Raw genomic sequence first — 22,263 nt, 5'->3', positions numbered from 1 at the left:
GCCACCGCATCCGCCGCCACCACAGCCCACCTCCGCCGTCCCCACCGGAGGAGCCGCCATCGCCACCGGAGGAGTTGTCAGCACCCGACCCGCTCGATCCACCGAATCGGTGCCAGGTCCAGACCCATGGGGTGTCGGCCGCCGAGAAGGCTGGGCGGCGATGGTCCCGGCAGCCGCCAGCCGCTCGTGCTTGATGTCGGTGGAACAGTCCCAGCCTTCGATCCCCACCCATCCCGCCAGGGCCACGGTCAGCGCCGCGGTGGAGGCGAGGGCGGGGCCGGTCAGGCCGCCTGAGACGGCATGACGATCCCGGAGCCAGGTGAGGCTTGTTGCCAACCGTGGATGCTGGCGGCGCACCACGAGCAGGCGGCACCGTGCCGCCCGCGACCACCGCCAGGGGATCAGCAGCAACCAGCCCACCGGGCTTGTGGTTACCGCCCGGCGATGAGCCGGACCCATGAGGGCCAGGATCGCCACCATCGGCCACACCTGGCGCAAGTGCCCGGCGGCGCACCATCTCGGGGCAGCAGTGCCCCGGCCCGGGTTTCGGCGGTGCCGCAACGCGCGGAGCTGCGTGGCGACCGTGCGATCGGGCAGCCGGTCGCATGGCTCGCCTGCGGTTATCGCCTCGAGGACGGCGTCCTCGAACGGGCCGGCCTCGGTCGGGGCGGGAGGTGGTGGTCAGGCGCACCAGCGGCCGGGTTCGATCGGCCCGATCCGGCCCGACGGCCGCAGTCGCACCACGGCCGTCTTGCGGCACGGGCCGGACCACCGCTGAGATAGGCCAACAGCGTCGGGTCGCCTCGTTCAGCCTGTCCGACGGCCGTTCGGCTAACGCCGAGCCGCGCAACTGGAAGGCGACCGGGCGACCAGGGCGGTGCACGGCGTAGCCGAGCAGGGTAGGTCGGCCCGCTGATTCCCAGGTGTTCGTCATGACTCTCACCGTCCGATCCCCGTGATCCCCGATGGTCGGGCCGCGAAGTACCCCCGTGCAACGCCGTGATGGGCAGCTGGTTTCCCCTGACCCGCGCGTTCAGTGCGACAGCGGCGGCAGCTTGCGGTGGGCCAGCCAACGACCGGCGACCTCGGCCACCGTGCCTTGGTGAACCGGGGTCAGGTGTTTGACGAACTTTGGGGGACCAGGCCGTAGCGGTGCGCGGTGGTCCAACCGTGCAGGGCATCGAAGAACGGGCCGTCGCCCATGGCGGCCCGCAGCGCGTGCAACGTCAGCGCTGTCAGGTAGACCCGATCGTCGAACATGAGCCGTCCCGGGTCGGCCAACAGCAGGTCCTGGGGCAGCTTGGCCAGGCGGGGCATGGTGGGTCCGCGCGGGCTTGCCGGCGCTCGGCCCGCCGCCGCCCGCGACCACAGCCACTCGCTGTAGCAGGCGAAGCCCTCGTGCAGCCAGATGTCACGCCAGTGCGGAGGCCGTCAGCGAGTTGCCGAACCACTGGTGGGCCAACTCGTGGGCCACCAGGCGTTCGTTCCTCCCACCCGGCGACGGCGTGGTTGGCCCCAGCTCGACAACCCCTGCGCCTCGAGCGGGATCTCCAGCTCGTCGTCGGTGATCACCGCGCGGTAGCTGCCGAACGGGTACGGCCCGAACAGGTCCGCGAACGTGGTGAGCATCTGGCCCTGCCGCGCGAACGCCGTCCCGGTACCGACCTTGACCCGGCGCGGGTGCACCAGCTGCACGCCCACCTTGGCGCCGGCGGCCTTCACCACCGAGATCGGTCACCGTGTAGCGGCCGATCTGCACGCTCATCAGATAGCTCGACGTCGGCTCGCGCTGCTCGTAGGTCCAGGTCGTGGACCCGCCGCGGGTGCGTCGTCCGGTCAGTTCGCCAGAGGCGCTCACCTGGTAGGCCTCGGCGGTGGACAGGGCCAGCCGGTAGCTCGCCTTGTCGTCCAGCCGGTCGTTGCACGGGAACCAGGACGGCGCGCCGTGCGGTTGCGAGCCGACCAGGACGCCGTCGGTCAGCTCCTCCCAGCCGGCGGCACCGTCGATGCCCATCATCGGTGTCGGCTTGCCGGAGTAGGTGATCCGGACGGCGAACTCGGCCCCGCTCTGGCGTTCCTCGCGCAGCCGGACGACGAGCCGCCCGCCGCGATGCGTGTGGCGGGCCGGGGTTTTGCCGTCGACGAGCACCTTGCCGACGTGCAGTCCGGCCAGGTCGATCGCCAGCTCACGCACCGCCTCGAGCGCGCCCGCACGGTCAGCGTCGCCGTGCCCGCGAGGTGGTTGGTGGGCACCTTGTAGGTCAGCTCGAGGTCGTAGTGCCGGACGGCGTAGCGCCGGTCCCCGTGGCCGGGGACGTAGTCACGCTGGGGCATCGGTACCTCCGGATTCGGCGAATCCGCTGCCGCCCACAGTGCGCTGACGGGTGTGGCCCAGACGCGGTCGCCGAGCCGTGCGGAGAGTTGCCCCGTGTAGAGCACCAGACCCATGGCGAATCGGTCGCCGAGGCGATCGCGTAGGAAACGCAGTCCCTTGCCATCGGTCTGGTTGACGCTGGTGGCCGACTTGACCTCGATGCCGATCACGCTGCCATCGGATCGCTCGAGCAGGAGATCCACCTCGATGCCAGAGCGGTCACGGAAATGGGCCAGGTTCACGGGTTCGTCGATCAGACCAGCCTGTTGGGCCACCTCCGCCAGGACGTAGCTCTCCAGGAACCCGCCAGCCAGGGCGCTCCCGGCCAGACGCCGACCATCGAATCCGAGGGACGCCACGGCGAGACCGGTGTCGACCACGTGCATCTTGGGTCGACGTCCAACCTTGCTCGAGACGCCGATGGTCCAGCTGGGTAGCTCACGCAGCAGGTGGACATGGCGCAGCAGGTCGAGGTAGGCCGCGGTCGTGGTGGTCGACAGCCCCAGCTGCTGCGCGATCGTGGACCGCGCGATGATGTCCGATGTCTGTTCGGCGACAAGGCGGTACAGGCGCGGCAGCACTCCGGGGGTGGCGTGCATCAGCCAGCTGGGGGATGTCGCGTTCGGCCACCGAGGCGAGGTAGCTGGCGAACCAGCGTCGTCGTGCGGCGCTTCCGCTTGGCGGAGCGCCGCCGGGTAGCCGCCGGCGGCCACCAACTGAAAATAGTCGGCGCGAGTGAGTTTCGAGCGGGTGGCAGGCACCGCGTTGCCGGCGAGCAAGGCGGGGATGAGCCGAGTGGGAGCCCTCAGTAGCTCACCTGCGCCGAGTGGCGGCAAGACCAGGCGGTGAGCGCGACCGGTCAGGGTTTCGCTGCCGGTCGGTAACAGGCAGGCACTGACCGAGCCCGCGAGCAGGAATCGTCCGGGGGAGGATCGGGCATCGACCGCTCGCTTGATCGCCGACAGGACCGCGGGAGCTCGCTGGAACTCATCGATGACGACGAGGCCGTCCTGGGCCAGGGCGAACTCCGGGTCCTCCCGGACCACCGAGGCCACGCCGTCGTCGTCCAGATCGATAACGTGCGCGGATCGAGTCTGGGCGATCTGTCGAATGATCGTCGACTTACCCGAGCCGCGGGGTCCCTCGATCAGGAGGGCGGCTCCTCGGCGAGCAAGGTGTGGAGGACGGCCTCGGCGTCCCGGCGGATCAGCGTGCTGATAGCCGGCTCGATGTCAACGCACCGCCCTCCGGCCATCCCGTGTCCAAGAGAGGAATCGTCCTGAAGTTAGTGCATGAATCGTCCGATGTCTAATGGCAGAATCGTCCGAGGTCTAGTGCACAAATCGTCCCGTGATCGTTTGAGCTCACAGTCGCTCCAGCGCGCGGCGCAACTCGCTGAGGTAGCCCAGTTCGCTGGTCACGGTCAGCACGACGTCCTCGTCGATAACGGACGCCACGTGCTCGGCGAGCGAGGCCCGGCCAGCCTCGCGCGGCGCGCGGCCCCCCACGGCGGTGAGTCGGCGGCCCAGGACGGCGAGCAGCGCACCGATCGCCGCGCCGCCGACCGCGAGCAGACTGGGCAGCGGGATGTCGCGCCAGCGGGGGGTGGGCGGCGGCGGGAACTGCAGCCACGCCAGACCCCACAACACCAGCAGCCAGACCAGACCGGCCAGCAGCGCCGCGGCGGCGGCCCACTGCACGCCGATCACCCGCCACCAGCGCGGCGGGTCGAGGTGCAGATCGGTGAGCCCGGCGGCCTCGTCCAGGGCATCCGGCAGACCGGCACGGGTGCCCTCGACCACCGACTCCAGCCGCAACCGCGCCACCTCGGGCAGGCCGCGGCCGACGTCCTGACCCAGGTGACGCAGCGACTCCTCCAGCCGGGCCACGGCCAGCGGGTTGGCGGCGATCGCCGTCCGGCGGACGGCGACCCCCTCGCGCAGCCCGGCACTCGGCGCCGGTGCGGCGGCGTCCGGACGCCGGGTGCTCAGTCCCAGCCGAGCCAACGGGTCGGGCTTGGCCTTGCGGATCCAGCGCAGCAGCGGCCAGCCGACGGCGAGCGAACCGCGATGCCGGTACGAGCCGGCCACGGCCGCCTCGGCTGGCGCCGCCGGCGGCCTCGGTGGCCGCGAGGACCACCCGGTCTCGCGCCGCCGGGCTCACCGAGCGATCGGCCAGCCCGGCCAGGGACGAGGTGAGATCCGTGGCCAGCCAGTCGATGTCGGCATCGATGCGGGTGACGATGGCGCGGCGCTCGGCGACCCGGGCGGTCAGTTCACGGCGCAATGCCTCCACGCCCTCGCCCGTGGTGGCCGAGGTCGGGATCACCCGGACCTCGCTCAGGCCGTCCTCGGCGAGCAGCCGGCCGAGGTGGGCGACGGTGCCCGCGCGCGCCTCGGCGTCCAATCGGTCGATCTGGTTGAGCAGCACCATGGTGACCGCGCCGTGGCCGCCGAACTGACGCAGGTAGCCCTCGTGCAGCGCGGCGTCGGCGTACTTCTGCGGGTCGACCACCCAGGCGAAGACGTCGACCACCGCGACCAGCCGGTCGACCTCGGCCCGGTGGGCGATGACCTTGGAGTCGTGGTCGGGCAGGTCGAGCAGCACCAGTCCGGTCAGGTCCCCACCCTCGTGGCGCTGCCGGTTGGGGATGTCGAGCCAGTCGAGCAGGTCCTGCGCGCCGTCGCCGTAGACGGCAGCCAACGGGGACGACGTGGTCGGTCGACGCATCCCGGTGGTCGCCCACTCGGTGCCGGTGATGGCGTTGAACAGCGAGGACTTGCCGCTGCCGGTGGCCCCGGCCAGCGCCACCACGGTGTGGCTGGTGCCGTGCCCGAGCCGCTCGGAGGCGGTCTGCGTGGTGGTGCGGATCCGGGCCAGCACGGCCTCGTCGAGCCGGCCCTCGCCGAGGTCGGCGATGTCGTGCAGCGCCCGCAGCCGACGGCGAAGCTGGTCGACGTCACCGGTGGGGGAGCCCTGCGGTGTGGGGGTGCGGCGGATCATGCCCGGCCTCCTGCGGCGCTGCCCCGCGCCAGGGCATCGGCCAGCGCGTCCAGTCGCGCCGGAGCTTCGGCGTCGATGCCGAGTGAGGCCACCGCCGTCCGGTAGCGCTCGGCCTCGTCGTGGTAGACCGCCGCCACCCGGGAGTCCAGCGCTTCGCGCGCCTGGTTCGCCAGGGTGCGGATCGCCTGGTCACCGAGCAGGGCCTCGAGCAGGGTGTGACCCACCGCGCTGGCCCCGCCGGCGACGGCGGCCTCGGCACCGGTGAGCCCGCCGGTGTGGGCGAACACCACCATCATCACCACGGCGGCCACGCCGTTGACACCGAGCGAGAGCACCCGGGCGGTCGACTTGCGATCGCCACCGACGTTGCGCACCAGCTCGAGCAGCTCGCCCTGCCAGGCCCGGACGGCGGCCGCGGCCCGGGAGTCCAGCTCGGCGGAGGAGCGGGCGAGCCGGCCCTGGACGTCTGCGGCGATCAGCCGGTCGCCACCCGGTCGGGCGCGCCAGCGGGATGCCACGTCCGCGGCGGCGGCGTCACCATGGGTGCGGATCAAGGGTCTGGACGACGTGCTCGACCGCCTCGGTGAACTCGGCGTGGGTGCGGCGGCGTCCGGTGAGCAGGCCCGCCACCTGGTCGCGCAACTTGCTCAGCCCGGTGCGCAGCTGGCGGAACAACTCGCCGGTGCCGAGCAATTCCTCCCACCGCGCCAACACCTCGCCGCGCAACAGCGCGCCGGCGTCGATGTCCTTGCGCACCGTGGTCAACGCGTCGGCGTAGGCGGCGTCGACGTCGCCGAGCAGCTTCTGGCCGATCTGCACCTGCTCGTCGACGGCCGCGGAGACCGCGTGGGTGCGGGCGGCGAGGTCGGCCAGGGCGCCCTGCAACGAGCGGCGGATCGAGGCGGCCCGGGCCTCGTGATCGGCACCGAGCCGATCGAGCCAGTCCCGCAGCGGGGCGGCCTCGCCGGCGGGCAACCGGCCTTCGACCAGCGGCTGCTCGGTGACGGTGATGACGGGGGTCTCCGGCAGCCCTTCCTCGGCCAGCATCTGGCTCAGATGCGCGGCGAGCGCCTGGGGCGCCCTCCGGCGGGGTCCGGTTCATCACGATCACCAGTGGGGTGCCGCGACGGCGTGCCGAGCGCAGGAAGTCCCACGGGACGGCGTCGGCGTAGCGGGCCGCGGTGGTCACGAAGATCCACAGGTCTGCGGCGGCGAGCAGGTCGGCGGCCAGCTCGCGGTTGGCCACCGAGACCGAGTCGATGTCGGGGCTGTCGAGCAGCGCCACCCCGTCCGGGACGGCGTCACTGGCGACCAGCCGCAGCTCGCGGTGCCCCTTCGCCTCGCCCTCTCGAGCACCCGGGCCAGGTTGGGCAACACGTGCCCGGCCTGGAACCACGCGGCGTCCACCGGGTCGTGCACCAAGACCGGGGCCATCGTGGTGGGCCGCAGGTAGCCGGGGCGGGTGACGTCGGCGCCGAGCACGCTGTTGGTCAGCAGCGACTTGCCCGATCCGGTCGAGCCGCCGATCACCACCAGCGCCGGGGCCTCGAGGTTGCCGAGGCGGGGCAGCACGTGGTCGTCGAACTCGCGCACCATCGCGGCGGCGTCCCGGCCGGCAGCCGTCGCGCCGGGCAGCGCGGTGTCCAGGTGCAGCGACGCGAGTGCGCCGCGCAGCTCGACGGCCGTCTGCTGCAGGCCCGCGATGTCGGTGGTCATGATGGTGCGACGCTATCCGAACGCTCGCCTGCCGGAAGGCGATCCGTCATCGACCCGCGTCCCGGACGAAGCTCAGAGCGGTGTCCAGCAGGATGCGGTCGGCCGTGAGGAACGCGAGGCCCTCGCACCTGGCCTGGGTGAGCAGCATGCGGTCGAACGGGTCTCGATGGGGCAGCGAGGTCCCGTCGAGGGCCTGGGTGTGCCGCTGCCGGATGGGGAGTTCGCTGAACCCGGCGTCCTGGATGCGTTGCTCGAGGTCGGCAGGGCAGTCCAGCTTGCCCAGCAGACGCTTGATCTGGAGTTCCCACGAGGTCGCTGCCGAGACGTAGGCCGTCGTGGTCGGATCGAGCAGCAGGCCCCGGGACTGCGGACCGAGGCGGGTGGCGTCGTCCAGCGCCCACAGCAGGACGTGACTGTCCATCAGGATCGAGGTCATGAGCCCTCGAAAGCGGCAATGATCTCGTCGTCCGGGGTGTCGAACGTGGCGTCGTCGTAGGACAGCTGCCCCTTCAGCGTGCCCAGCCGCAGCGGTTGCCTGCTGTGGGGCACCAGATCGGCGATCGGCTTGCCGGCCCGGGCGATGGTGATCGATTCCCCGGCCTCGACCCGTTCGAGCAGGCGGGAAAGATGCGTCTTGGCCTCGTGAATGTTCACCACATCGTCCACGTCGCCATGGTTGCAGTCGAACTGGACTAAGTCTAGTCCGGTTGGCGTCTGGTCCGGCGTCCCGTCCGGTCAGCCGTCCGGTCAGGTCTGTCCCCAGGGGGCGATCGGGTTGCCGATCCAGCGGGTCTTGTCGGGCACCGACTCACCGCGCATCACCAACGAGACCGGGCCGACGGTGGCGTGGCGGCCGATCACGGCGGCAGGCAGCACCACGCCGTTCGGACCCAACGTCGAGCCGACACGCAGCGTCACGGTGTCCATGCTCAGCACCCGGTCGTGGAACAGGTGGGTCTGGACGACGCAGCCCCGGTTGACGGTCACGCCGTCCCGCAGGTCGATCAGGTCGGGTTCGGGCAACCAGTAGGTCTCGCACCACACCCCGCGCCCGACCTTGGCACCCAGGGTGCGCAACCAGGCGTTCAGCACCACGGTGCCGGCGGTGGCCCGGGCGAACCAGGGCGCCGCGAGCACCTCGATGAAGGTGTCGGCCAACTCGTTGCGCCAGACGAAGCTGCTCCAGAGCGGGTGGTCGCGCCGCGAGACCCGGCCCACCAGAAGCCATTTCGCCACGGTGGCGATGAGCGCCGCGAGGGCCCCGGCGGTCATCAGCACCAGGCCGCCGGCGGCCAGTGCGATCCACCACCCGGCGTCCTGCACGATCGACGTCATGACCGCCACCACGGCGACGACCAGCGCGGCGTGCAGCCAGAGCGGCACCAACCGGCACAGTTCGACCAGCGCCCGGGCCACCCGCAGTCGGGTCGGCGGATGGAAGGTGCGGGCGTCGTCCTGGCGTGAGGCGCTGCGCCGCAACAGGGCCGGGGGGCTGCCGATCCAGGAGGTGCCGGCCTTGGCCACCGTGCGCTGCGGGGCGGCCGAGAGCACCGCCACCAGACCGTGTTTGGGCACCTTGCGACCGGGGGCGGCCATGCCCGAGTTGCCGACGAAGGCGTGTTTGCCGACCTTGACCGGTTCGACCCGCAGCCACCCGCCGCCCAGTTCGTAGCCACCGATCAGAGTGTCGTCGGCCAGGAATGCGCCCTCGGCGACGCTGGTCAGCGCGGGGATCATCAGCACCGTCGACGCCTCGACGTCCGGGCCGATCCGGGCGCCGAGCGCCCGCAACCACACCGGGGTCAGCGTGCTGGAGTACAACGGGAACAGCCAGGTGCGCGCCTCGTCCAGCAGCCGCACCGTCGACCAGGCCTGCCAGGCGATGCGGCCCTGCACCGGGTAGGCCCCCGGGCGCAACCCGACGCCGAACCCCCGGGTGAGCAGCCAGACCACCAGTGCCAGCACCACGATCGCCACCAGGACGCCGAGCGGCAGCCAGGCCAGCGCCGTCCGAACCGCCTCACCCCAGCTCTCGCTCGATCGCAGCGCGGGCCAGGCCGGGATCAGCCCGGCGAGGACGGCGAGCACCGGCAGCAACCCGATCACCAGCGAGGCCACGGTGTAGGCCACCAGCCACGTGGCGCGATTGGGCGGGCGGGTGTCGTGATACGGCCCGCGGGCCGGGCCGATCCGTTGCGCCGGAGCACCGGACCAGAACTCACCCCGCGGCACGATGCCGAACACGGCGGAACCGGGGGCGATCTCGGCATCGGCGCCGACGTGGGCGCCGGGTGCCAGGGTGCTGCGGGCACCGACCCGGGCTCGCTGACCGACCGCCACTCGGCCGATGTGCAGCCGGGACCCGTCCAGCCAGTACCCGGCCAGGTCGACCTCGGGTTCGATCGCGCAGCCGGCGCCCAGGGTCATCAGGCCGGTGACCGGGGCGACCGAGTGCAGGTCGACGTCCTTGCCGACCCGGGCCCCGAGCAGCCGGGCATACCAGCGCATCAGCACGGCGCCCGTGAGGTTGGCGGCGCCGAGTTCGTCGACCAGTCGCTCGGCCAACCACAACCGCAGGTGTACCCGGCCACCGCGCGGGTAGTTGCCCGGCCCGATGCCGGCGAGCACGATCCGGGCGCCGATCCCGGCCAGCAGCATCCGCCCCGGCGGCAGCAGCAACAGCGCCCAGCCCAGGCCGATCCACCACCAGGAGGCCACCGGTGCCCAGGTGACCCCGAGGCCGTGGGCCAGGGTCGTCCCGGCGGCGATCCAGACCAGCCAGCGGGCGCCGGCGATGGTGCGCAGTGGCCAGGTGGCCACCACCTGCCCGACCTGGGTCTTCAACGGCACCGGGGGCACGTCGGCGTTGAGCCGAGCGGTCGGGGTGGCCATCTCGTCGAGGTGACGGGCCATGGCCGCCAGCGAGGGGTGCTCGTAGATGTCGGCGACGGTGATCTCGGGGTGGGTGCTGCGCAGCAGCGAGACCATCTGTGCCGCGGTCAAGCTGCCGCCACCGAGGTCGAAGAAGTCGGCGTCGACGTCGGCGATCCTGGCCCCGAGCACCTCGCGCCAGAGCTGGGCCAGGCGGGCCTGGGTGCCGCGCAGGTCGAGACCGTCATCGTCGTCGTCCGCCTCGACCAGAGGCCAGGGCAGCGCGTCCCGGTCGATCTTGCCGCTGGTGCGGGTGGGCAGATCCTCGACGACGGCCAGGCGCGGCACCAGGGCTGCGGGCATGTCCCGGCGCAGCACCGCCGTGGCGGCGGCGACGTCGAAGGTGTCGTCGACGGTCAGGTAGCCGACCAGGATCGCGTTGCCGGACGCCGTGCGGCGCACCGCGGCGGCGGCCGCGCTGACCCCCGGCAGGCCCAGCAGTGCGCTGTCGATCTCGCCGAGTTCGATCCGCCGACCGCCGACCTTGACCTGTTCGTCGGCGCGGCCGCCGAACAGCAACCCGGTGCCGTCGAACCGCACGATGTCCCCGCTGCGGTAGGCGCGTTCCCAGCCCAGGGAGGGCATCGGGGCGTACTTCTCGGCGTCCTTGGCGGCGTCGAGATAGCGGGCCAGACCGACCCCGCCGATGATCAGTTCGCCGCTCTCGCCGTCCGGCACCGGGTTGCCCTCGCGGTCGACGACGGCCAGGTCCCAGCCGTCCAGCGGCAGCCCGATCCGTACCGGCGGTTCACCGGTCAGCTGGGCCGCGCAGGCGACCACGGTGGCCTCGGTGGGGCCGTAGGTGTTCCACACCTCGCGGGTCGGGGTGGCCAGCCGGGCGGCCAGCTCGGGCGGGCACGCCTCGCCGCCCAGGATCAGCAGCCGCACCCGGGCCAGGGCGTCGGCCGGCCACAACGCCACCAGGGTCGGCACCGTCGAGACCACGGTGATGTCGTTGGCCGTCAGCCAGGGGCCGAGGTCCATGCCGCTGCGCACCAACGAACGCGGCGCCGGCACCAGCGCGGCTCCGTAGCGCCAGGCCAGCCACATCTCCTCGCACGAGGCGTCGAAAGCCACCGACAGCCCCGCCATCACCCGGTCGTCCGGGCCGATCGGGGACTGCTGCAGGAACAGGTGTGACTCGGCGTCCACGAAGGCGGCCGCGTTGCGGTGGGTGACCGCCACGCCCTTGGGCTTGCCGGTCGAGCCGGAGGTGAAGATCACCCAGGCGTCGTCGTCCGGCGTGGGGTCGGGATCGATCGGGGCGGCGTCGAGCCGGCGCGGCGTGATGGTCAGGTCGTTGCCGATCACCGCGGCCACCTCGGCCTCGCCGAACACGGTGCGGGCCCGCTCGTCCGGGTCGTCGGCATCCACCGGCACGTAGGCGGCGCCCGCCAGCAGCGTGCCCATGATCGCGACGTACAGATCGGTGGTGCCCGAGGCGATCCGGATGCCGACCTTGTCGCCGCGGCCGACCCCGAACGCGGCCAGTTCGGTCGCGAGGTCGTCGGCCTGCTCGGCGAACTCGGCATAGGTCAACACGAGGGCGCCGTTGTCCAGGGCGGGCTCGTCGGGCACCTCGGCCACGGTGCGCCGGAAGATGTCGACCAGGGTGCGGGGCGCGGCCGCTCGGTCGGCGCGACGCAGGGGCATGGCGGTCAGTATGGCGCTCGGGCGCGGTACCGGCAGGTGCCCCTGCGAGAATGCTCCGCGTGACCCCCTTGACCATCGGCCCCCACCGGATGCGTACCCCGGTGGTCCTGGCGCCGATGGCGGGTATCACCAACCAGGCCTACCGGCGGCTGTGCCGCGAGCAGGCGGCGCTGGGCGGCGGGGACGGGGTCTTCGTCAGCGAGATGGTCACCTCGCGCGCACTGCTGGAGCGCAACGACGAGTCGATGCGGCTGATCGCCCACGACGCCGACGAGTCGCCGCGGTCGGTGCAGCTCTACGGGGTGGATCCGGGTGTCGTGGCGGCCGCCGTCCACCTGCTCGTCAGTGAGGACCGGGCCGACCACATCGACCTGAACTTCGGCTGCCCGGTGCCCAAGGTGACCCGCAAGGGCGGCGGGGGAGCACTGCCGTGGAAGCTCGGCCTGTTTCGCGAGATCGTGGCACGGGCGGTGGCGATGGCCGCCCCGGCCGGGGTTCCGGTGACGGTCAAGATGCGCCTGGGGATCGACCCCGAGCACCTGACCTACCTGGACGCCGGCCGGATCGCCGAGGCCGAGGGAGTGGCTGCCGTGGCGCTGCACGCGCGCACCGCCGCCGACTACTACGCGCCCAGTGCCGACTGGACGGCGATCGCCCGGCTCAAGGAGGCGGTGACGACCATCCCGGTGCTCGGCAACGGTGACATCTGGTCGGCGGCCGATGCCCTCGACATGGTGCGTCGCACCGGCTGCGACGGGGTTGTCGTGGGCCGGGGCTGCCTGGGCCGGCCGTGGCTGTTCGCCGATCTGGCGGCGGCCTTCGCCGACCCGTCTGCCGGGCTCGCCCCCACCCTGACCGAGGCTCGGCCCGCCCTCGGCGTGGTGCTGGCGACCATGCGCCGCCACATCGAGGTGCTGATCGAGCACTACGCGCAGGTCTACCCGGACGACGCCGAGCGACGGGCCTGCCGCGACATCCGCAAGCACATCGCCTGGTACCTCAAGGGATATGCGGTCGGACACGACGTCCGCGGTGCCCTGGCCCTGGTGTCGACGCCGGCCGAGTTCGACCGGATCACCGCGACGCTGGACGGCGCCCAGCCGCACCCGGGTGGACCGGCCGAAGGACCGCGCGGACGCACCGGATCGGCGCGGCGGGTCAGCCTGCCGGACGGCTGGCTCGACAGCCGAGAGCTCGACGCAGCCGACGTCGCCGCGGTCAGCCAGGCCGAGTTGTCGGTGTCCGGTGGTTGAGTCTGAGCATGGTTGAGTCCATGTCGGGCTACGGCCCGGACGACGTCGCGCGGTGGGCGAAGGAGAGCCCCAAGAACCCCGGGCGCGGCGCCTTCGCACGCGATCGGGCGCGCGTCGTCCACTCGTCGGCGTTGCGCCGGCTGGCGGCCAAGACCCAGGTGGTCGAACCCGACACCGACGACTTCGTCCGCAACCGGCTGACCCACAGCCTCGAGGTGGCTCAGGTCGGCCGCGAACTCGGCCAGGCGCTGGGGTGCGACGGCGACGTGGTCGACACCGCGTGCCTGGCGCACGACCTCGGGCATCCGCCGTTCGGGCACAACGGTGAGGACGCCCTGGACGCCATCGCCGCCGGCTTCGGCGGGTTCGAGGGCAACGCCCAGACGCTGCGCGTGCTCACCCGGCTCGAACCGAAGGTGATCGACCCCGAGAGCGGCGCCGGGGCGGGTCTGAACCTGACCCGAGCCACGCTGGATGCCTGCACCAAGTACCCGTGGGGCCGCGGCGAGGCGCCCACCGCCGGCTCGGGAAAGTTCGGCGTCTATGCCGACGACCGGGCGGTGTTCGCCTGGCTGCGTTCCGGGGCACCCGCGCCCCACCGCCGCTGCATCGAGGCCCAGGTGATGGACCTGGCCGACGACATCGCCTACAGCGTGCACGACGTCGAGGACGCCGTGGTCGGCCGCCGCCTCGACCTGGGCCGGCTCGGCGAGGTCGACCAGGTCGATCGCCTCGCCGAGCAGGTGCGGTCCTGGTACCTGCCGGATGCCGCCGACGGCGAGGTCGCCGCCGCCCTGCACCGGCTGCAGGCGATGCCCACCTGGGTGAGTTCCTACGACGGCAGCCGACGGGCGTCGGCCGCCCTGAAAGACCTGACCAGCCAGCTGATCGGGCGGTTCGCCCGGGACGTCGAGCGGGCCACCCGGGCGCAGACCGCCCCGGTCACCGGCGGCAGCCGACTCACCCGGTACGCCGCCGACGTCGTCGTGCCGCGTGAGACCTGGTGCGAGATCGCCACGCTGAAGGGCATCGCCGCGGTGTACGTGATGACCACGGCCGAGCGTCAGCCGCTCTACGCCCGTCAGCGTGAGCTGCTGGCCGAGCTCTACGAGATGGTGCTCGACCGGGCCCCGGAGGCGCTGGAACCGGCGTTCGCCGCCGACTGGACCCAGGCCGCCGTCCAGCCCGCTGCGGACGACGTGCGACGACGGGTCGTGATCGACCAGATCGCCTCGCTCACCGATGCGGGGGCCGTGCGCTGGCACGCCGCGTTGCGGCGAGGGCGAGCCTGAGGGTGAGCGCGCTCAGCTGGCCAGTTCGGTGAGCTCGGCCAGGAAGTCGTCGATGGCGTCCAGGTCTTCGGGCTGCAGGCCGTACCGCGAGCTGGGCGCGACCAGCAGCGCCGGCAAGCCGGCGGCGTCGAGCCGCTCGAGGGCCGGGCCGTCGTCCGGGATGGCGTCGTCGTCGGTCCAGATCAGCGGGCGCTGCTCGACCTCGACCACGTGCAGCGCGGCCTCCACCTTGCGGGCGACGGAGGCCTCGGCGTCCACCACGTCGACCCCGCCGAACGCGGTGGTCAGCGGCGGCAGGTGCAGCAGCCGTTCGACCTGGGCGATGTGGTCGACCCAGGTGGTCGCCCACCGCACCTCGACGCCCCCGCTGTGGTGCAGTGCGGCGATCCGGCGGGCCAGCGTGGGAGCCCAGCGCAGCAGGTAGCGGTTGCCGTGGACGAACGCCTGACCCTGATCGGGCGTCTCACCCCAGCCGGGCATCGCGGCGTTCAACACGCCGTCGACGTCCAGCAGCCAGACCGGGCGAGGGTCGGGGGCGAATGTCACGAAGAGGAGTCTGTCCTACTCGAGTGGGCTCGTGCAGGCAACTGGGCATATCGGCGCGGTTCGTGTCGGGCGTGAGACCTAGACTCACGCCCGTGAGCTGCGCGTCGTCCGGGAGGTGCCGCCGGTGAAGATCCGGCGCGAGGACGTCGAGCACGTCCGCGAACGGTCGCGCATCGAGGACGTCGTCGCGGAGCATGTCACGCTGCGCGCAGCCGGGGTCGGCTCCATGAAGGGGCTGTGCCCGTTCCACGACGAGAAGACCCCCTCGTTCCACGTGCGGCCCCAGGTGGGCATGTGGCACTGCTTCGGCTGTGGCGAGGGCGGCGACGTCATCGACTTCGTCCAGAAGGTCGATCATCTGGCCTTCGCCGAGTCGGTCGAGCGGCTCGCTGCGCGGCTCGGTTACGAGGTGCACTACGAGGACGACGACGGCCGGGCCTCCAGCGCGCGCCGCGAGGGTGCCGGGCAGCGCCAGCGACTGGTCGAGGCCCACCGGGTGGCGATGCAGTACTACGCCGAACAGCTCGCGACGTCCCCCGATGCCCTGGCCGGGCGGACCTTCCTGATCGAGCGGGGCTTCGACCGGAGCGCGGCCGAACAGTTCGGCATCGGGTTCGCACCGCGCTCGGGCGAGGCGCTGTTGCGCCACCTGCGCGGACGCTCGTTCACCGAGGAGGAGCTGGTCGCCTCGGGGCTGGCCGGGCGAGGGCAAAGGGGGTTGTACGACCGATTCCGGGGGCGGCTGCTGTGGCCGATCCGGGACGTCGCGGGTGACGTGGTCGGCTTCGGGGCGCGGCGGCTGTTCGACGACGACCGGATCGAGGCCAAGTACCTCAACACCCCCGAGACACCCATCTACAAGAAGTCGCACGTGCTCTACGGCGTCGATCTCGCCAAGAAGGCGATCGCCCGTGACCGGCAGGTCGTGGTGGTCGAGGGCTACACCGACGTGATGGCCTGCCACCTGGCGGGCGTGGGCGGGGCGGTGGCCACCTGTGGCACGGCCTTCGGCGAGGACCATCTGCGCATCGTGCGGCGGTTGCTGGGCGACGAGGCCGGCAAGGGCAGTATCGACCTGATCAGCAAGACCTTCTCGCGCTCGGTGGTGTTCGTCTTCGACGGGGACGAGGCCGGGCTCAAAGCCGCCCAGCGGGCGTTCGGCGGTGACCAGAACTTCGCGGCCCTGACCTACATCGCCGTCGCGCCGGATGGCATGGACCCGTGCGAGCTGCGCCAGGCCCACGGCGACGAGGCGGTGGCCGCGCTGGTGGCCGCGCGGCGTCCGTTGTTCGAGTTCGCGATCCGGGCCACGCTCGAGCATCTGGACCTGTCGACCGCGGAGGGTCGGATCCAGGGGCTGCGGGCGGCGGCGCCGGTGGTCGCGCGGATCCGGGACGCCTCGTTGCGTCCGGAGTACGCCCGTCAGCTCGCCGGATGGCTCGGCATGGACGTCGAGCAGGTGACGCGGGCGGTCCGCCGGGGCTCCGGCTCCGGCCCGGGCTCGGGGTCGCGGGACCGGCCGGGCCGCGGCGGGGCGCGTCGCGGCCCCGACCCCCGCGACCCGGTCGCCATGGCCGAGCGTGGGGCGCTGGAGTGCATGCTGCAGGTGCCGAACCTGGTGCCCGAGGACATCGCCGACGGGCTGGGGGAGAACGCCTTCGAGGTGCCGGCCTATCGGGCGGTGCACCACGCAGTGCGCTCGGCGGGGGGCATCGCGACGGCGAAGACGCTGTCGGTGCACGCCTGGCTCGACCGGGTGCGCGAGGAGGCGCCCTCGGTGATCCACAACCTGATCACCGAGATGGCCGTCTCACCGGTGCCGTCGGACGGTGAGGAGAGGCTGGCCCGGTACGCCGCCGATCTGGTGATCCGGGTGGCCGAGGTCGACATCAGCCGCGTGATCAGCAATCTGCGCAGCCAGGTGCAGCGCATGACCGAGGACGACCCGGCGCACGCCGAGGCCTACCTCGAGCTGCTGGCGGCCGAGTCGCGGCGCCGGGCGTTGCGCGACCTGCGTACCGGTGGTTCGTAGCCCAGAAGATCATGGCCGCCGACTCGTAGGCTGACGGTATGCGCCTGTTGCCTCGCCGCCGCCCCACGATGCCGGACGACGCCCGGCAGGCCGTCGGTCTCGAACCGGGGGAGCGGGTGCTCGCCTGGTCGGAGCTGGTCGGCGGGGGATACGCCGCGGCGACAGCCGCGCGGCTGCACGTGCTCACCCCCTATGGCAAGCAGTTCGTGCGCACCTGGGTCGAGGTCGACCACGTCGCCTGGGACGACGAATCGCGCACCCTGGCGGTCTGGTGGGTGGGTTCGAGACAGGCGATCGGCCTGGAACCGGTCGAGGCCTCGTTCCTCCCGGAGACGGTCTACGAGCGGTTGCGGGCCTCGATGATGCTGACCCGTGAGGTCGGGCTGCCCGGAGGCCGTCGAGCCACCCTGGCCCTGCGCCGCGATGCCGCAGGCGTCGTGACCTGTCAGGTCAACCTGCCCGCAGATGCCTCGGCCGACGACCCCGCGGTGGCGGCCACGCTGCGAGCGGCCGAGGCAGGACTGCGGGAGGAGGCCGGCCTGGACGCGGGGCAGGCCGGCGCGACGTCCGGGGTGTGGGGTTCTCGCTCTTGATCACCCTCGGTGGAGGCGTTCGAGAGCCGTCGCGACGGCCGTCGGGTCGACCAGCAGGTGCAGGCGCGATATGCGTGCAGGAACCACTCCTCAGACTTGGTAGAGTTCTGCCCGCGCCAATCCCGCATAGCTCAATTGGCAGAGCAGCCGGCTGTTAACCGGCAGGTTCTTGGTTCGAGTCCAAGTGCGGGAGCCCTTCAATCGTCGCCCTCGAGCGTTTGTGCACGGCAACCACCCTGTTCGGGCGTATCGTGACTGCCTTCCGAGTCCACCTCACGGAGTAGGCGAATGGCGTCCCCGAGCCCCGGTTACACGATCACCCTGCGCGTTCAGGCCCCCATCCACCCGCATGCCACGGGTGATCTCACCACGGCCATCGGCAAGGCCGCCGGCGTGGTGACCGCGCTCGACGTCGTCGAGTCCAGTTACGACTGGATCGTGCTCGACGTCTCGGTGAACACCTCGGATGCCGAGCATGCCGACGAGATCACCGACGCCGTGCGCGACCTCGACGGCTTCGAGGTGCGCAAGGTCTCGGACCGCACCTTCCTGATGCACATCGGCGGCAAGCTCGAGGTGGTGCCCACGGTCGAGTTGCGCCACCGCGACGACCTCTCGCGCGCCTACACCCCCGGCGTCGCCCGCATCTGCCAGGCGATCGCCGCCAATCCGGACGACGCCCGCCGGCTCACGATCAAGCGCAACACCGTCGCCGTGGTCAGCGACGGCTCGGCCGTGCTCGGCCTGGGCAACCTCGGTCCGGCGGCGGCGCTGCCGGTGATGGAGGGCAAGGCTGCCCTGTTCAAGCGCTTCGCCGGCGTCGACGCCTGGCCGGTCTGCCTGGACACCCAGGACACCGACGAGATCATCTCCATCGTCAAGGCGATCGCCCCGGTCTACGGCGGCATCAATCTCGAGGACATCGCGGCGCCCCGCTGCTTCGAGATCGAGGCCCGGCTGCGCGAGATGCTCGACATCCCGGTCTTCCACGACGACCAGCACGGCACGGCGATCGTCGTGCTGGCCGGGCTGATCAACGCCCTGCGGGTGGTCGACAAGGCGCTGGACGACGTCCGCATCGTGGTCAGCGGCGCCGGTGCGGCCGGGCAGGCCATCATCCGGCTGTTGCTCTCGCAGGGCGCGAGCCACGTGGTGGCCTTCGACACCCAGGGTGCGGTGCACACCGGCCGCACCGACCTCGACAGCTTCAAGACCTGGATCGCCGAGAACACCAACCCGGCCGCGTTCGACGGCCAGTTGCCCGAGGGTCTGGCCGGGGCCGACGTGTTCATCGGGGTCTCGGCTCCGAACCTGTTGAACGGCAACGACATCGCCACCATGGCCGACCGCGCGATCGTGCTGGCGCTGGCCAATCCCGACCCCGAGGTCGACCCGATGGCGGCGATCGAGCACGCCACCGTGGTGGGCACGGGCCGCAGCGACTTCCCGAACCAGATCAACAACGTGCTGGCCTTCCCCGGCTTCTTCCGGGGGCTGCTGGACGCCGGTGCGCACCACATCAGCGACGCGATGTTGGTCGCCGCAGCCCAGGCGATCGCCGACGTGGTGCCGCCCGAGCAGCGCAACCCGAGCTTCATCGTGCCGAGCGTGTTCGACCCCGCGGTGGCCCCGGCCGTCGCGGCAGCCGTGCGCGCCGTGGCCCGTCAGGACTGACCAGGCATCGATGTGGCCCTGGGCCGAGGTCATCGCCCGGTTCGCGCTGTCCGGCGACGTCCGTGAGCTGGTGGGGGAGCGCACCGCGAATGCGGCACTGATCGACGCCTCCGGGCAGGCGGTGGCGGTGCTCAAACTGCACCCGACGAGCGAGGCCGACGACATCGGGTTCGAGTCGGCGGCGCTCGAACACCTGGCAGCCCACCCGGCGCTGTCGGGCCGGGTGCCCCGCGTGCTGCGCACTCCGGCCGGCGAGGCGGTGATCGAGCAGGTCACGCCGGACGGCGTCCGGCTGGCGCGCGCGCTCACCTGGCTGCCCGGGCGCACCTGGACGCCGTCCGACGCCACCGCGGAGGCGCTGCGGGCGCTGGGCACCACCGTGGCCGAGGTGGACACCGCGCTGGCTGCGTTCGAGCATCCGCACGCCGGGCGCCTGCTGCGCTGGAACCTGGTCGAGGCCGGACGCGCCCTCGACCTGATCGGGTATGTGCCGGACGCCGACCGCCGCGAGGTGGCGCGCGCCGTCCTGCAGGAGTTCGTCGATCAGGTGGCGCCACGATTGGCGAGGCTGCCCTGGCAGGTGATCCACAACGACGCCAACGACGCCAACATCGTGCTGGACGACACCGCGCGCCCGGGCCTGATCGACTTCGGGGACCTGTGCCGGGCGCCACGGGTCTGCGGGCTCGCGGTGGCATGCGCCTACGCGATCGCCGGCCGGAGCGCCGAAGGGGTGAATCCGTGGGCGCCGGCGGCCCCGCTGATCCAGGGCTACCAGGCGGTCGCGCCGTTGGACTCGGTGGAGCTCGAGCTGCTGCCCGCGCTGGTCCGTACCCGGCTCGCGCTGAGTGTGGTGATGGCGGGCTGGCAGCACTCCCGCGACCCCGGCAACGACTATCTTCTGGCGAGTCAGGACGCGGTGGCCCCTGCGCTGCAACGACTCTCGACCACGCAATCCTCGAGGTGACCCATGGGTGAGGACGCCGCCACGGCGGTGCGACAGCACCTGGCCGCCTCGACCCCGTCGCCGGTGCTGGGACGCCCCCTGGCCGAGCTCGACCGGCAGGTCATGGACTGGTCGATGCCCGACCCGCCTCCGGTACAGGTGCGCGACGGCATGGTCTTCATCGGCCGCTATCTCGAGGAGCGCAGCGTCTACCACACCGCCGCCTACGAGACGCCCTCGGGTGAGCGGCGCACCATCCATCTGGGTGTCGACCTCTTCGTGCCGGCCGGGCACCCGCTGTTCGCCCCGCTGGACGCCGTGGTCGAGGCACTCGGCGACAACACCGCCCCGCTCGACTACGGCCCGGTGATCATCCTGCGGCACACCACCTCGGACGGCGTGGACTTCTTCACGCTGTACGGGCACCTGGCGCGCACCAGCCTGCCCGGGCTGTCGGTGGGGCAGTCGGTCGCCGCCGGGCAGCAGTTCGCCACGGTGGGTACCGAGGCCGAGAACGGCGGCTGGGCGCCCCACGTGCACCTGCAGATCCTCACCGACCTGCTCGGCATGGGCCTGGACGTGCCCGGCGTCGGCACCCGCTCGGACCTGGCCGAGTGGGCGAGCCGGTGCCCTGACCCGAACCTACTGCTCCGCGTCCCCGAGACCCTGGACGCCCGTCCCTGACCCCACCCCTCCGCGGTGATCTAGGTGTTGGGATGGTGGCTGCGGGGCTGGGTTGGCTGCCTGGCTCGGTGTTGGGGTGGCAGGTCTGGCTCTGCTGGTGATTGACGCCCGGTGACGGGTTGTCTGGTGCATGAAGTGCTGGGGCCTGCTGCTCGATCGTGACGCGGACCGGCCGGGCATTGGCTTGAAGAGAGCCTGGAAGCATTCTCGACCTAGATCTGCCGGCTCGGCCGGTCCGCGTCCTCCACGGTAGGGCTCGGATCGGGTGAGGAGAAGTTCGTGCAGATCGGTGATCAGGTCGGTGGCGCGGTGGCGGGGATCGATCCGCACAAGCGGTCGGCGACGGTGGCGGTGCTGAGCGGGGTCGGTGGGCTGGTCGCGTCGGCCTCGTTCGCGATGACCGCGGCCGGGATCGCGGCGTTGGCGGGGTGGCTGGTCGAGGTGGGGGTGCCGTTGTCCCGGATCGGGGTGGAGGGCTCGGCAGGGTTGGGGATGCAGGTCGCCACGGCTCTGGGGGCGTTGGGGTATGACGTGCGGGAGGTCCCGGCGAACCGGACCGCGCTCAGGCGCCGGCGTCGCACCCGGGCCAAGAGCGATACCCACGACGCGATCGCGATCGCCCGGGAGGTGCTGGCCGATGCCGACCTGCCGCCGGCGGGTAAGCACGCCCAGATGCCCGGCGCCTGGCAGGAGCTGTCCGCCCTGCACGCGTGGCGGGCCAGTGAGGTCAAGGCCCGCCGCCGGTTGCTGAACGAGGCCGAAGCGGTCCTGACCGGCCTGTCGGCCCCGGTCCGGGACCTGCTACCCGACACCCGCAGCGTCGCCCGTCGCCTGGGTGCCCTGACCCACCTCCCACAGCACCAGCAGCGGCTGTCCGGCGGCGATGTCGTCCGGGTCCGGCGGGCCCTGGCCATCGCCGCCCGGGTCGCGGCCGCCGATGCGGTCCTGAAAGACCTGCAACGTCAGGCCAAGCCACTGCTGGCGGCCCTGGGCTGCACCCTGACCAGCCTGCCGGGCGTGGGGGTGGTCGCGGCGATGACCCTGCTGGCCGAGATCGGCGACCCGACCCGGTTCGCCACCGAGGGCGCCTTCGCCCGCTGGTGCGGCATCGCCCCACTGGAGATCTCCTCCGGCGAAGGCGACACCCGGCCCCTACGTCACCGCCTGGACCTGGGCGGCAACCGCGCCGTCAACAGCGTCCTGCACATCATGCACGTCACCCAGGCCCGCACCCAGGGCGCCGCCCGGGACTACCTCACCCACCGCCTGGACACCAGACCCGGCCAGACCCCAGAATGGCCCGCCGCGCCCACAAACGCCTCCTCGCCAACGTGATCATCAGGCGCATGTGGCGCGACGCCCGCACCACCACCCAACCCACCCCAACCACCCAAACACCCCAAACCGCCACCGCCGCTTGACAAGAGAGCTTCATGCAATCCGTGCACGTTTTGCCCGTGATCATGCAATCCGTGCACGAAACGTGCACGGATTGCATGATCACGGCGGGTGGGTCGGGTGTGCGTGGGGTGTGCGTGGGGGATGGTGTCGGGGAGATGTGAGGAT

18 protein-coding genes, 1 tRNA gene and 1 pseudogene are annotated in these 22,263 nt (G+C 72.0%); 9 read left to right on the top strand and 11 right to left on the bottom strand.

Features of this window, described 5'->3' with window-relative positions:
• Positions 1–1,113: 1,113 nt before the first annotated feature.
• The 10 genes and pseudogenes from IPK24_22420 to IPK24_22375 form a co-directional block, all read right to left on the bottom strand.
• Positions 1,114–1,317 (bottom strand): hypothetical protein, encoded by a 204-nt coding sequence (locus tag IPK24_22420; GenBank protein ID MBK8078219.1) that lies wholly within the window; start codon positions 1,315–1,317, stop codon positions 1,114–1,116.
• A gap of 94 nt (positions 1,318–1,411) precedes the next feature.
• Positions 1,412–2,194: a hypothetical protein gene (locus IPK24_22415; protein MBK8078218.1), complete on the bottom strand. Its 783-nt coding sequence runs from the start codon at positions 2,192–2,194 to the stop codon at positions 1,412–1,414.
• A 986-nt stretch (positions 2,195–3,180) separates the two neighbouring features.
• Positions 3,181–3,525: pseudogene (locus tag IPK24_22410) on the bottom strand (AAA family ATPase).
• 157 nt (positions 3,526–3,682) lie between these two features.
• Positions 3,683–5,377, bottom strand: a complete 1,695-nt coding sequence (locus tag IPK24_22405; protein ID MBK8078217.1) for a 50S ribosome-binding GTPase — start codon at positions 5,375–5,377, stop codon at positions 3,683–3,685.
• A complete protein-coding gene (locus IPK24_22400; protein ID MBK8078216.1) occupies positions 5,374–5,931 on the bottom strand; it encodes a hypothetical protein in 558 nt (185 codons plus the stop codon). The genes IPK24_22405 and IPK24_22400 overlap by 4 nt, the downstream gene beginning before the upstream one ends.
• Positions 5,912–6,424 (bottom strand): hypothetical protein, encoded by a 513-nt coding sequence (locus IPK24_22395; GenBank protein MBK8078215.1) that lies wholly within the window; start codon positions 6,422–6,424, stop codon positions 5,912–5,914. Before IPK24_22395 ends, IPK24_22400 begins: the two co-directional genes overlap by 20 nt.
• A 138-nt stretch (positions 6,425–6,562) precedes the next feature.
• A complete protein-coding gene (locus tag IPK24_22390) occupies positions 6,563–7,093 on the bottom strand; it encodes a hypothetical protein (GenBank protein MBK8078214.1) in 531 nt (176 codons plus the stop codon).
• Positions 7,094–7,139: 46 nt separating this feature from the next.
• Positions 7,140–7,529 (bottom strand): type II toxin-antitoxin system VapC family toxin, encoded by a 390-nt coding sequence (locus tag IPK24_22385; GenBank protein ID MBK8078213.1) that lies wholly within the window; start codon positions 7,527–7,529, stop codon positions 7,140–7,142.
• A complete protein-coding gene (locus IPK24_22380) occupies positions 7,526–7,759 on the bottom strand; it encodes a type II toxin-antitoxin system Phd/YefM family antitoxin (protein ID MBK8078212.1) in 234 nt (77 codons plus the stop codon). Before IPK24_22380 ends, IPK24_22385 begins: the two co-directional genes overlap by 4 nt.
• An 81-nt stretch (positions 7,760–7,840) precedes the next feature.
• Complete coding sequence (locus IPK24_22375) at positions 7,841–11,677, bottom strand: amino acid adenylation domain-containing protein (GenBank protein MBK8078211.1); 3,837 nt, start codon at positions 11,675–11,677, stop codon at positions 7,841–7,843.
• A 50-nt stretch (positions 11,678–11,727) separates the two neighbouring features.
• On the opposite strand from IPK24_22375, the gene dusB reads away from it, so the two are divergent.
• Both dusB and IPK24_22365 read left to right on the top strand, forming a co-directional pair.
• Positions 11,728–12,930, top strand: coding sequence for a tRNA dihydrouridine synthase DusB (gene dusB, locus IPK24_22370; GenBank protein ID MBK8078210.1), 1,203 nt, complete (start codon positions 11,728–11,730; stop codon positions 12,928–12,930).
• 8 nt (positions 12,931–12,938) lie between these two features.
• Positions 12,939–14,222: a deoxyguanosinetriphosphate triphosphohydrolase gene (locus IPK24_22365; GenBank protein ID MBK8078209.1), complete on the top strand. Its 1,284-nt coding sequence runs from the start codon at positions 12,939–12,941 to the stop codon at positions 14,220–14,222.
• 12 nt (positions 14,223–14,234) lie between these two features.
• Here IPK24_22365 and IPK24_22360 read toward each other — a convergent pair whose 3' ends face one another.
• Positions 14,235–14,768, bottom strand: coding sequence for a hypothetical protein (locus IPK24_22360; protein MBK8078208.1), 534 nt, complete (start codon positions 14,766–14,768; stop codon positions 14,235–14,237).
• A 124-nt stretch (positions 14,769–14,892) separates the two neighbouring features.
• Here IPK24_22360 and IPK24_22355 point away from each other — a divergent pair, with 124 nt between their 5' ends.
• The 7 genes from IPK24_22355 to IPK24_22325 all read left to right on the top strand — a co-directional run bounded on the left by IPK24_22355 (position 14,893) and on the right by IPK24_22325 (position 22,032).
• Positions 14,893–16,800, top strand: coding sequence for a DNA primase (locus IPK24_22355; protein MBK8078207.1), 1,908 nt, complete (start codon positions 14,893–14,895; stop codon positions 16,798–16,800).
• 38 nt (positions 16,801–16,838) lie between these two features.
• A complete protein-coding gene (locus IPK24_22350; protein ID MBK8078206.1) occupies positions 16,839–17,393 on the top strand; it encodes a hypothetical protein in 555 nt (184 codons plus the stop codon).
• Between the two features lie 120 nt (positions 17,394–17,513).
• Positions 17,514–17,586: transfer RNA gene (locus IPK24_22345), tRNA-Asn, on the top strand.
• A 95-nt stretch (positions 17,587–17,681) separates the two neighbouring features.
• On the top strand, positions 17,682–19,067 hold the full coding sequence (locus IPK24_22340) for an NAD-dependent malic enzyme (protein ID MBK8078205.1): 1,386 nt from the start codon (positions 17,682–17,684) through the stop codon (positions 19,065–19,067).
• Between the two features lie 10 nt (positions 19,068–19,077).
• A complete protein-coding gene (locus tag IPK24_22335; GenBank protein ID MBK8078204.1) occupies positions 19,078–20,034 on the top strand; it encodes a phosphotransferase in 957 nt (318 codons plus the stop codon).
• Between the two features lie 3 nt (positions 20,035–20,037).
• Complete coding sequence (locus IPK24_22330; GenBank protein MBK8078203.1) at positions 20,038–20,697, top strand: peptidoglycan DD-metalloendopeptidase family protein; 660 nt, start codon at positions 20,038–20,040, stop codon at positions 20,695–20,697.
• Positions 20,698–20,976: 279 nt separating this feature from the next.
• Positions 20,977–22,032 (top strand): transposase, encoded by a 1,056-nt coding sequence (locus IPK24_22325; protein MBK8078202.1) that lies wholly within the window; start codon positions 20,977–20,979, stop codon positions 22,030–22,032.
• Positions 22,033–22,263: the final 231 nt, after the last annotated feature.

The sequence above is a fragment of the Kineosporiaceae bacterium genome (assembly GCA_016713225.1).
In the GTDB taxonomy this organism is placed as follows: Bacteria; Actinomycetota; Actinomycetes; order Actinomycetales; family Kineosporiaceae; genus JADJPO01.
Note: the sequence above shows the minus strand (reverse complement) of the source record. Positions and strands in the feature narration are given on the sequence as shown.